The 11395-nt window shown below is 69.8% G+C and carries 7 protein-coding genes and 1 pseudogene; 4 read left to right on the top strand and 4 right to left on the bottom strand.

Annotation, left to right across the window (positions count from 1 at the left end):
• On the top strand, positions 1-1390 hold a 1390-nt coding region (locus JHN63_RS41560; RefSeq protein WP_200690314.1), incomplete at its 5' end, for a carboxylesterase family protein.
• Between the two features lie 179 nt (positions 1391-1569).
• Complete coding sequence (locus JHN63_RS41555) at positions 1570-2619, top strand: LacI family DNA-binding transcriptional regulator (RefSeq protein WP_200690313.1); 1050 nt, start codon at positions 1570-1572, stop codon at positions 2617-2619.
• Here the strand turns inward: JHN63_RS41555 and mmuM are convergent.
• Positions 2606-3532: a homocysteine S-methyltransferase gene (mmuM, locus tag JHN63_RS41550; RefSeq protein WP_200690312.1), complete on the bottom strand. Its 927-nt coding sequence runs from the start codon at positions 3530-3532 to the stop codon at positions 2606-2608. The genes JHN63_RS41555 and mmuM overlap by 14 nt on opposite strands.
• Before the next feature lie 183 nt (positions 3533-3715).
• Complete coding sequence (locus tag JHN63_RS41545; RefSeq protein WP_200690311.1) at positions 3716-5821, bottom strand: autotransporter; 2106 nt, start codon at positions 5819-5821, stop codon at positions 3716-3718.
• A gap of 213 nt (positions 5822-6034) precedes the next feature.
• Between JHN63_RS41545 and JHN63_RS41540 the strand changes: the two genes are divergently transcribed.
• Complete coding sequence (locus JHN63_RS41540; RefSeq protein ID WP_200690310.1) at positions 6035-7447, top strand: RICIN domain-containing protein; 1413 nt, start codon at positions 6035-6037, stop codon at positions 7445-7447.
• Positions 7448-7455: 8 nt separating this feature from the next.
• Here JHN63_RS41540 and JHN63_RS41535 read toward each other — a convergent pair whose 3' ends face one another.
• Positions 7456-8529, bottom strand: coding sequence for a pectinesterase family protein (locus tag JHN63_RS41535; RefSeq protein ID WP_234478468.1), 1074 nt, complete (start codon positions 8527-8529; stop codon positions 7456-7458).
• A 39-nt stretch (positions 8530-8568) separates the two neighbouring features.
• A pseudogene (locus tag JHN63_RS41530) lies at positions 8569-10127 on the bottom strand (rhamnogalacturonan lyase B N-terminal domain-containing protein).
• A gap of 187 nt (positions 10128-10314) precedes the next feature.
• Here JHN63_RS41530 and JHN63_RS41525 point away from each other — a divergent pair.
• On the top strand, positions 10315-11358 hold the full coding sequence (locus tag JHN63_RS41525) for a rhamnogalacturonan acetylesterase (RefSeq protein ID WP_200690309.1): 1044 nt from the start codon (positions 10315-10317) through the stop codon (positions 11356-11358).
• Positions 11359-11395: the final 37 nt, after the last annotated feature.

Here is an 11395-nt window from a genome sequence, read left to right as displayed (position 1 = left end):
CGTCCCGCCCGAGCCGTGGACCGGGGTGCGCGACGCGCTCGACTTCGGCCCGACCCCGCCGAAACCGCCGTACTCCGAGGGCTTCGCCAAACTGCTCTCCGACCCCGTCGTGCCCGGCGACGACTGTCTCAACCTCAACGTGTGGACCCCGGAACCCGGTCCGGGCGCCCGGCTGCCGGTGATGGTGTGGCTGCACGGGGGCGCGCTCACCCGGGGCTCGTCGGCCGTCCCCGTCTACGACGGACGTGCCTTCGCCCGCGACGGCGTCGTGTTCGTCTCGGTCAACTACCGCCTGGGTGTGGAGGGTTACGGCCTCTTCCCGGACGCCCCCGCCAACCCCGGCCTGCGCGAGCAGCCCGACGCCGAACTCCGCGATCGACTCGCGCCACCAGGGCAGCGCGCCGGCGTACGGCTCGCCGCCCCGCAGGCCCAGGGGCTGGTGCGGCGAGCCGTACTCCAGAGCGGGCCGCCGGAGGCCTTCGACCGCGACAAGGTACGGCGGATGGTGCGCCGGATGGCGACCCGGCTGAAGATCCCCGCCACCGCCGAGGCCTTCGCCGCCGTCGACCGCGAACTGCTGCTGCGCACCCAGGCCGACGTGGGCCGACTCAGCAGCCCGGTGCTCGGCGGACCCACGTTCGGGATCGTCATCGACGGCGATCTCGTGCCGCGCGATCCGCTGGAGGCGCTCGTCGACGGCGAGGTCGGCCGGGGCGTCGACCTGATGCTGGGCTGGACCCGCGACGAATACCGGCTGTGGCTGGTCCCCGGCGGCCTGCACGAGCGGGTCGACCGGCTCGGCGCGGTCGCCCTGGCCGGTGCGATGGCCCGCTGCCACTGCGGCGTCGAGGTCCCGCGCGGCTACCGCACCCTGCACCCCGACGCCGGCACGGCCGAGACCGTCGGCCAGCTCGTCACCGACCACCTGCTCCGCTACCCGCTGCACCGCCTCGCCGAGGCCCGCCCGGGAACCGCCCACGTGTACGAGTTCGCCTGGCCGTCCAACCTCCCCGACCTCGGCTCCTGCCACGCCCTGGAACTCGGCTTCGTCTTCGACACGGGCGACATCCCCGAGTCCGCGAAACTCGCGGGCGAGGGCGCGCCCCAGGAACTCGCCGACGCCATGCACGGCGCCTGGGTGCGGTTCGCCGTGGACGGCGAACCCGGCTGGCAGACCTGGGACGACACTCATCCCGTACGGATCTTCGGCGAAGGCGCCCCCTACGTGGCGAACGGCCCGCGCGACCCCGAGTTCGCCCTGTGGGCGGCCGACACCGAGACCACGGAAGCGCCGGTTCCGGTCGAGCGCCCGCCCGCGCGCAGCGCCACCGAACTGCGTTCGGTCGTACGACGGCTGCGGCGGACCGGGGACGTGCGCCGGTCGTCGTGATTGCCCGGGCACGGGACGGAAACCGGTTGCCCAACGCCGGTCCCCGTCAACTGCCGCGCTGACGTAGGCGAATTGGCCGACGCACGCCCCTCCTCCCGACCGTCGCCCGCTGCTACCCTCCGTGCGGGGAACCGGTTGCCGGAAGTGTTGCCACAGGCCGGGGAGGGGCGAGGCGGTACATGACCAGGAAGAGCCAGGACGCGAACGGGAGCACCATCCGGGACGTGGCGGCCCGCGCCGGGGTCTCCGCGTCCACGGTGTCGCGGGTGCTCGGCGGCGAGTACCCGGTGAGCACGGCGACCCGCACGCGCGTGCTGCGGGCCGTACGCGAACTGGACTACGTCGCCGACGCCCGCGCCAAGGCCGTGGCGGGCGTCGGGACACCGACCCTCGCCTTCGTCCTGGAGGACATCACGGGACCGTCGTTCGCGCTGATGGCGCACGGTGTGGAGCGTGAGGCGACCCGGCTGGGCCATCTCTGTCTGGTGTGCAGCACGGAGGGCGACGTCCAGCGCGAACTGGACTTCATCGAGACCATGCGCGCCCAGCGCACCGCCGCCGTGATCCTCGTCGGCGGCACCGCCGACACCCCCGAGTACCGCGAGCGCACCCGCCGTATCGCCGACTCGCTCGCGGCGGCCGGCTCCCGGCTCGTGCTCTGCGGGCGCCCGCCCCTCGGCCCGGGCGCACCGGTCACGGTCATCGAGTACGACAACGAGGGCGGCGCCTACGCCCTCGTCGCGCACGTTCTGGCCCAGGGCCACCACCGCGTCCTGTTCCTCGGCGGCAAGCCGGACCACGCGACCGCGCAGGGCCGCGAACGCGGATACCTCGCCGCACACCGCGCCCGCGGCCTCGAACCCGACCCTGAACTCCTGCTCCACGGCGACTTCACCCGCGACTCGGGCCACCGTCTGATGCGCCAGGCGCTCAGCCGGAAACTGGAGTTCACGGCCGTGGTCGCCGCCACCGATATGGTCGCGGCGGGAGCGCTCACCGCGCTGCACGAGGCGGGTCTGGACGTCCCCGGCGATGTCTCCCTGGCCGGATACGACGACATCCCCTTCGCCCGCGACCTGCACCCGGCGCTGACCACGGTCCATGTCCCCTACGAGGAGTTGGGCCGCCTCGCGGTACGCACCGCGCTGGGCCGCACAGCGGAGTCCCCGGACGAGCACCTGCTGTTGGGCACCCACGTGGTCGTCCGGAACTCGATCATGACGGTGTGAGGGCCTGCCGGATCGATGTGATCGCCCCGGGCCCCACCCGGCAGCACCCGCCGATCAGCCGCGCGCCGGCCGCCCGCCAGCTCGCGACCTGTTCGGTGGTGAAGGTGGACCGGCCCGTCCACGCACGGGCCTCGGCGTCCCAGACCTCGCCGCTGTTGGGATAGACGACGACGGGTTTTCCCGTCACCCGGGCCGCGATCTCGACCGCGCCCTCGACGTCCTCGGGGGCACAGCAGTTGACGCCGACCGCGATGATCTCGTCCGCGTCGGCGGCCAGGGCGAACGCCTCCTCCAGCGGCTGCCCCGCACGGGTGCGGTCACCGGCGATCGAGTACGACAGCCAGGCCGGCGTCCGCAGTCCGCGCACCGCCCGCAGCAGCGCCTCGGCCTCGACGGTGTCCGGGATCGTCTCCAGGGCCAGCACATCCGGCCCGACGGCGTCCAACGCCTCGATGCGGGGCCGGTGGAAGGCCTCCAGCTCGGCCACGCTCAGCCCGTACCGGCCCCGGTACTCGGAGCCGTCCGCGAGCATCGCGCCATACGGCCCGACCGAGGCGGCTACATACAGCGGCCGCTTCACACCCCGCCGCCAGGTCTCCACCGCCGCGTCCAGCGCCAACTCCACGCTGAGGCCGATGAGTTCACTCGCCTTCTCCCGCTCGACCCCGCGCTTCGCGAAGCCCTCGATCGTGGCCTGGTAGCTGGAGGTGATCGCGACATCGGCGCCCGCCTCGTAGTACGCGAGATGCGCCTCGGTGATCGCCCCGGGCTCGTCCGCGAGCAGCCGCGCCGACCACAGCTCGTCGCTCAGATCGTGCCCGGCCGCTCCGAGCTGGTTGGACAGCCCCCCGTCCAGGACGAGCGTCCCGGCGGCGAGGGCGTCGGTGAGGGGGGCGGAGGTGTCGCTGGTCATGCCTCGACGCTAGTCGATACGGCCGGGGAGCCGGGGCTGTGTCCAGCTGTCGAACAGTATGCCCGGAATGTGGACCATCGGGGTGTTGCCGGCTTGCCCGACAGTCGGCGCGAACCAAGACGTGTTCGTCCCGGCTGTCGAGCTGCCCGGCGCGGACCTACGAGGCGTAGCGGCCGCCAGCCCCTACGACGCGTGCCTGCCACCCCGGCGCTTGCCACCGCCCCGGGTCCGCGCGGTCGCCGGGACCAGCAGGCCGCCCAGCAGGCCGAGTCCGAGTGCGTACGGCCACCAGCCGAAGCCGTCGCCGCGCGCGGTGTTCGCTGTGCGGGCCTCGGTTACCGTCGTGGCTCCTGACGACGACTCGGTGCGGACCCTGGGGGAGGAGCTGCTCGCGGTGACGGCGGTCAGGACGACGTCGTTGCCGTCGCCGCCCCGGTAGCTGATGCGGTACGTCATGTCGGCGAGCTTCAGCTTGCCGCCCTCGCGAAGTCCCTTGAAAGTGCCGGTCGTTGGGGCGTTGCCCGTGTGATCGAGGATCGTCACCGTTCGCGCGGGGTGTGTCCCTGCGGCCGAGAGGTCCAGGTCGCCGGCCAGGGCGACCTTGCCCGCCACCTTCAACGGCTTGGCGCCCAGGACCAGTTCGCCCTTCGCGCTCTGCGTGTAGTTCCCGGTCACGGTGAGCCCGGTCGTCACCAAGCCGTCGTTCGTCACCGAACCCTTCACCGTGCCCACACCGGTTAGATCATTCGCCACACGCAGGCCCGCCGTCCCCACGTCCAGCCGCGCGCCCGCCGAGGTGAGCCGGATCGCCCTGCTGCGGGCGAGAGTTGCCCCCGAGCGGAGCGCCAGCGTGCCCTTCGAGACCGTCGTCGTCCCCGTGTACGTCACCGCCGTACCGGTGAGCGTCGTCGTCGCGGCGCCGGCCTGGACCAGGGACCCGTTCCCGGAGAGGTGTGACAGTTTCGCGGGAAGTGACACGTTCCGCAGGACAAGGGTCCCGTCGTCGACGATCCGCCGCACCTCCGTGCCGGTCAGCAACCTGCCGTCGCCGCCCGCCTTCCCGGTGCCCAGCCGCAGCACCGCCCCCTTCTCCACGGTCGTCGACCCGTCGTAGTACTGCGGCGCCGCGAAGGTCACGTCGTTGCCGCGTGTCCCCGCGACGACGATGTCACCGGCGCCGGGCGCGGCCAGCGTGTCGTGGTACCTGCCGCCGCCGATCGGCGCACCCAGGGTGACCGGGCCGTCGTAGTCGAAGGTCAGCCGGGACCGTACCCCGCTCGCGGCATGCAGGTTGATGTAGACGGTGTCCTTGGTGCCCGGCATGAAGATGCGGTGGGTGGTGCCGTCGCCCCACTGGACGTCCGCGCCCTCGATGTTGGTGCCGCGCTTGTTCAACTGGTGCGGGATCGCACGCCAGTTGAGGTCGGGGTCGCTGAGCGACGGGTTCGTGTCGCCGCCCTGGTCGCTGTAGCTGTACTGGCCCGTGAGGACGACCTTGCTGCCCGGGCGGGAGTGCACGTTGACGTCGCTGCCGTACTCCCGCTGGTAGAAGTTCTGGCGCAGGGTGATCGTCCGGTACAGCGGGGTGTCGATGATCCAGGAGCCCTGGTTGAGGATCGCGCGGGCGTTGGGGAGTGCCACGGGGTACTCGGGGCGGCCGACCGCCATGCCCGTGCCGTTGTCAATCACCCCTGAGAAAGGGTGAGTTCCGGCGAGGTCGAGCGTTCCCCACATGTTTCGGGGCTGGGTGACCAGGCCCGAGCCGCTGATGGTGCCGATGTTGAAGGTGCGGGTCAGGGAGAGGCGCAGGGTGCCGTCGACCCGGACGTTCAACTCGTTGAGCTGGTAGCCGGGTGTGCCGTAGGGGAAGTGGCCGATCAGGCCGGTGCCACCACCCGTGCCGTACTGGAGAGTTGTACCGCGCTCGACCGTGATCGCGGGCGGGTCCGGGTTGCTGACGGTCGTGTACGGGTGGTTGCCGCCCTGGGTGGTCACCTTCTGCCGTTGCCGGGCCGTCGGGAGCGTGAAGTCGCTGTCCTTGGTCAGGATCAGCGTGCCGCCGCCGCGCACGGTCAGCGTCCCCCGGCCGCGGAACACCCCGTCGTACGTCGTCGTCCCGGCCGGCACGGTGACCACCGTGTCGCCGGTGAGCGTGACATCGCGGTCGGCGAGGACATCGGCGGTCGCGTCACGGGTACCGGCGGCCGAGGCCGGGGGAGCGCCGGCCAGGAGGGCGACGGTCGCGAGGGCGCCTACGGCGGCTGCTGTCTTGTGGGTATGGCTGCGCACGTCACTGGAGACGGGCGTCGGCGACGGCGATAACAGAAATCTCGCGTCCATCTTTGTCACGCGCGACCCGTTGACCTTCCCGTAACACACCCTTACCTTTTCGGCGTTCGTCATGCCAGATGACGTACGAGATCCCGAACCATTCCCTGAGTCGTACCTCGAACCCCCCACTGTTTCCTGCCTTGTTGTCCCCCCACCTTCGAGAGGCGTCAGATGAGACGTGTGTACGCAATCCTCGTCGCCCTGTGCTGCGTGCTCGCCGCCGCACTGGTGACCGCAGGACCGGCCCAGGCGGCGGCCCAGACCATCACCAACGGCACGCAGTTCACCGACACTTCGGGCAACGCCGTGCACGCGCACGGCGGCGGGGTGATCAAGGTCGGCAGCTACTACTACTGGTTCGGCGAGGACCGCAACTCCGACAACACCTTCAAGTACGTGGACGCCTACCGCTCCACCGACCTGAAGAACTGGGAGTTCCGCAACCACGTCCTGACCCAGTCCAGCGCCTCCGAGCTGGGCACCGCCTACATCGAGCGGCCGAAGGTCATCTACAACGCGTCCACCGGCCAGTTCGTGATGTGGATGCACAAGGAGAACGGCGTCGACTACAGCGAGGCGAAGGCCGCCGTCGCCGTCTCCTCGACCGTGGACGGCAGTTACACCTACCAGGGCAGCTTCCAGCCGCTCGGCGACAACATGTCCCGGGACATCACGACCTTCGTCGACACCGACGGCACCGCCTACATGGTCTCCGCCGCCAACGAGAACTACGACCTGCACATCTACAGGCTCACCGCCGACTACACCGCCATCGACAGCCTGGTCGCCAACCCCTGGGTCGGCGGACACCGCGAGGCACCGGCCCTGTTCAAGCGCAACGGCGTCTACTTCATGCTGACTTCGGGCGCCACCGGCTGGAGCGCCAACCAGCAGCAGTACGCCACCGCCACCAGCATCACCGGCCCCTGGACGGCCTTCACCAATGTCGGCGACTCGACCACGTACAACTCGCAGACCGCCTACGTCCTCCCGATCACGGGGACTTCGGGCACCTCGTACCTCTACATGGGCGACCGCTGGGGCAACTCCTTCGGCGGCACCGTCAACGACTCCCGTTACGTGTGGCTGCCGTTGACCTTCCCCACCACCACCTCGATGTCCATGGCGTCCTGGTACCCGGAGGTGTCCATCGACACGACCGCCGGCACCGTCACCGGGACGAGCGCGACGTACAACACGCTCATCGCCCGCAACAGCAGCAAGTGCGCGGACGTACCGAACCAGTCCTTGTGGCAGGGCATCGCCATCAGCCAGTACACCTGCAACAGCGGCACCAACCAGAAGTGGTGGTTCAAGGACCTCGGCACCGGCTACTACGAACTCATGGGCCGGGGCAGCTCGTTGTGCCTTCAGGAGAACGCGACGAACGTCACCCAGGAGAACTGCACCGGCGCCACCGCCCAGCAGTGGAGCCTGACCGCGTCCGGCAGCTACGTCCTCGTCAAGGCCAGGACCAGCGGCGAGTGCCTGGACGTGAACGGCGCGTCCACCGCCAACTCCGCCGCGATCATCACCTACACGTGCAGTGGCGCGACCAACCAGCAGTGGACGCGCGGTAGTTGACGGCCCCGTTACCGGACCGGATTCCAGCCGTCCGTGCCCGCCAGATACTTCTGGGCCGTGTAGTTCGCGGCCTGGGAGTCGGTGAGCTGCGGGCGGTTGGAGTTCACCGTCGCGCCCGCGCCGGTGTTCTTGTACTCGAAGAAGCGGGCGTTCTTCCACGAGTAGCCGCTCATGTCCGTCCAGGGCCCGGCGACCTTCACGGCGGCGGGCAACGAGGTCTGGCGGACGACCAGTTGGCCGACCGCGTCCGCCGTCGGATGCCACGGGCGGCCCAGGTAGTACGTGTTGGCCGCCGCCGAGCTGGTGATCGAGCTGCCGGTGACGAGGATGCCGTACGTCTTCGCGGAGCTGGTGTTGGGCGCCGACAGGAAGCCGTTGAGACCGCCCGCCGCCGCGCCCGAGTTGCGCAGTTGGATGGTGACCCGGTCGTAGACGGCGGTCGCGTTGCCGAAGACGAAGTCCACGTCGCCGGAGATGAACGACGAGTAGAAGTACTGCCGGTACTGGCCGGTCGACGACGGCGACCAGTTGAGGACCGTGTCCTGACGGCTGATGAACCGGTCGTTCGTGAACGTCTGCCGGTCGCCCTGCGCGGTGATCGCGACGGCCTGCGTGTCCGTGATGTCGGGATGGGCCGTCTTGTCGAAGGTGTTCTGGACGGTGATCCCGGTGACGGTGAGACCGCTCGCCGAGAAGGTCGCCACCGAACTGCCCAGCGTCCCGTACTTGTTGCCGCTCGCGTCGGTGTAACCGGCGGCCCGGTCATAGGTGATGACGACGTCCTCGGCGTTGCCGGTGGCGCCCTGGATGGTCAACCCCGTTTTCCCGGAAGGGACGTTGACGATCTCGGCGTACGTGCCCTTCGCCACCGAGATCGTGTCGCCGGCGGCCGCCGCGTTCACGGCGGCCTGCACGGTCGTGAAGCGGCCCGAACCGTCCTTGGCGACGGTGATGACGGTGGCGGCCCGCGCCTGGGTCACCAGCGACACCGCGACCAGCCCGAGGGCGGCCGCGGTACCGGTCGCCACGGCGGCGGTCAGACGCCGGGCGGGGGAGCGGCGGTGCGTGTTCGGCTCAGTCATGCCTACAAGTCGCCGTCCCCCGCCAGGAAGTTGCCGCCTCTAGGCGAGCAGGTCGATCGCGTCGATGGACGTGCCGGCGCTCAGGAACGACGTCGACCCCGAACCGCTCGCCACATAGATCTTCAGCGTGTTGTACGCGCTCGCGTCCGTCAGCCAGGCGGACGCCGGAACGCTGTACGTGAACGTGTTGTTGTTGCCCCGGTACGAGCCCACGGTCAGCGACCGCGTGCTCGGCTGGGTGGGCGGCGAGGGAACGGCCGAGGTCCAGGTGTCGTTGACGACGACCTGCGGCCGGCCGTTCGCGTAGGCCGTGGTCACACCGATGCGCAGGGTGTGCGCGGCGGCGAGCTGAGCGGCCGTCAGCTTGAAGTACACGATCAGGCCGCTGTTGACGTCCTTCCAGAGGTAGCAGGGGAACGCCGAGGTCTCCGTCCCGCTGCCGATGACGACATTGCCGGTCCAGGACGCGGCCCGGACGTCCGAGGGATGCGCGTACGTCATCAGGTCCGCGTTCTTGAACCCGCTCGGCGTGCCGTCCCAGTTGCCGATCCGCCAGATCGCGCTCGCGTTGGACGGATCGTTCGAGGACGGGATCGCGATGCTGTTAAGCGTCGTCGTGCCGCCCGCCGTGACCGCCACCGATCCGGTGTAGACGGCGAGTTCACCCTTGAAGACCGTCAGCGTGTACGTCCCCGGCAGGATCCCGGTGATCGAGAAGTAGCCGTCCGAGGCCCGTGCCGAACCCCAGTACTGGGCCGCCGAGTTGGCGAGCCCGACCGTGTACGCGTACGCCGTGTCCCGCCCGGTGATGCCCACGCCGGCCACCCGGCCCCGGCCGCTCGCGGCCGTGTACCCGGAGATGCCGAGCGAATCGGCCCACGAGGTGGTCAGGTTGGNTCGTACAACCCGCCGCCGTCCGCGCTCTGGTGGCGCAGCAGGGAGCGGTAGAAGGGTCCGCCGGACGCCTTCTCGTGGTTGCTGCGCACGACCCACAGGCCGACGCCGCCGGTGGTCCAGCCGATGTAGTCGTAGTCGACGACCCGGTTCTTCGAGTAGTGCTTGGAGCGGGTCTGGCCGTCGGACTTCGCGAAGACGTCGGCGGACTCGATGGTGGTCGGGGCGTAAGTGTAGGAATCCGGCTCGTCGTTGAGGAACAGACCGGCCTTCACGCGCACGATGTAGCGGGTCGCGCTGACGGAGTCGTCGGCCTTGTTGGTCCACAGGTAGACGTTGTTCTCGCCGCTGCGGGCCGCGTAGTAGTGCTTCAGCGTGCCGTACGCGACGGAGATCAGGATCGTCGTGCCGGACTGGGCGATCGTCACGGTGGAGGTGCCGAGGCCGGACTCGACGTGCGAGTTCTTGCCGCCGTAGCCCTGGTACTCGGTGCCCTTGTAGACCAGCGAGGTCAGGTCGCCGTTCGTCTTGCTGACCTTGAGGACGAGATTGGCGCCGGTGTCGACGACGTAGTTCGAGCCGTCGTCGGAGTAGCCGAAAGTCGCGGCGGACGCGGTCCCGGCGAGCGCCGCCGTACCGGCGGCGGCCGCCGTGCCGAGGACGAAGGTGCGGCGGCGAACCGGTCTGTTCACAGAACCGGACATGGGGGTGCCTCCTTCGGGAGGTGGGGGTGCGGGTGCTTTGGAGGGTGGCAGTTGAATCGATTTCGCGAAAGGGCTTTCGCAGCCTTGGAGTTGGCAGTGATGTGAAATCCGTCGTGGGTCTAGAAAGCGCTTGTCCGTAGCGGTACGGTCCACCGCCAGGCCTTGTCGTCGGACGGAGGAGCCACGGATGAGACGTTTCAACATCGCCCTGCTGGCCGCGTTGACCCTGACCACCGCCCTGTCGGCCGCACCCGCCCGGGCCCACGACCGCACACCCCCGCCGGGCATCGCCGACTGCACCGCGACCGCCTGCCACTTCGACGTCCCGCCCGGCACCTACGACGTCACCGTCCGCCTCGGCGGCGAGAGCGCGGCGAGTACGTCCGTCACCGGCGAGACCCGGCGCTCCCTGCTCCCCGAGACGGCCACGGCCGCCGGACAGACCGTGACCCGCGGCTTCACCGTCAACGTCCGCACCCCCGAGGGCGAACCCACCGGCCCCGACGGGACCCCCGGCCTCGACCTCACCCTCGGCGGCACCGCACCCGCACTCGCCGACATCAGGGTCACCCCCGCACGCCACCCCCACCAGATCATCCTGATCGGCGACTCCACGGTATGCGACCAACCGGGCGACCCTTACTCGGGCTGGGGTCAACAGCTCCCACAGTTCCTGAAGAAGGGCGTGTCGGTCGCCAACTACGCGGATTCCGGGGAGAGTACGGTCACCTACTTGGAGAATCCCTTGCTGTGGGGGACGGTTCAGCCGCTGATCCACCCCGGTGACCTCGTGCTCGTCCAGCTCGCCCACAACGACAAGACGACCGACGAGGCGACGTACCGCGCGAACTTGGAAACGCTCGTCGGGGGTATACGGGACATGGGAGGCCGGCCGGTACTCGTGACACCGATCGTCCGACGCTGGTTCAATGCCGACGGCACCTTGAACAACGGCACCGCGCTACTCGTGAACGGACTCGGCGTGGATCTGCCGGGCGTGGTCCGCTCGGTCGCCGCCGCCGAGGAAGTAACGCTGATCGATCTCACGGCGCAGACCAAGGCGCTGGTGGAGTCGCTGGGAGTGGAAGGCTCCAAGGCGATCTATCTCTACAACGAGAAGAAGGACAACACGCACACCTCCGCGCACGGTGCCACGGTGTACGCGGGCCTGGTCCGCGACGCACTCGTCGCCGGGCATCTGCTGCCGGAGAGCCGGGTACGAGTGGGGTGAGACCCGAAAGACCCCTGGGGCGTTCCGACCGGAACCG

Source organism: Streptomyces sp. MBT65, from assembly GCF_016612545.1.
Lineage (GTDB): Bacteria > Actinomycetota > Actinomycetes > Streptomycetales > Streptomycetaceae > Streptomyces.
Note: the sequence above shows the minus strand (reverse complement) of the source record. Positions and strands in the feature narration are given on the sequence as shown.

Excerpts from the sequence above, each read along its gene's own strand:
- JHN63_RS41555 (WP_200690313.1), top strand. The coding sequence starts at position 1,570 with ATGACCAGGAAGAGCCAGGACGCGAACGGGAGCACCATCCGGGACGTG.
- mmuM (WP_200690312.1), bottom strand. The coding sequence starts at position 3,532 with ATGACCAGCGACACCTCCGCCCCCCTCACCGACGCCCTCGCCGCCGGG.
- JHN63_RS41540 (WP_200690310.1), top strand. The coding sequence starts at position 6,035 with ATGAGACGTGTGTACGCAATCCTCGTCGCCCTGTGCTGCGTGCTCGCC.
- JHN63_RS41535 (WP_234478468.1), bottom strand. The coding sequence starts at position 8,529 with ATGACTGAGCCGAACACGCACCGCCGCTCCCCCGCCCGGCGTCTGACC.
- JHN63_RS41525 (WP_200690309.1), top strand. The coding sequence starts at position 10,315 with ATGAGACGTTTCAACATCGCCCTGCTGGCCGCGTTGACCCTGACCACC.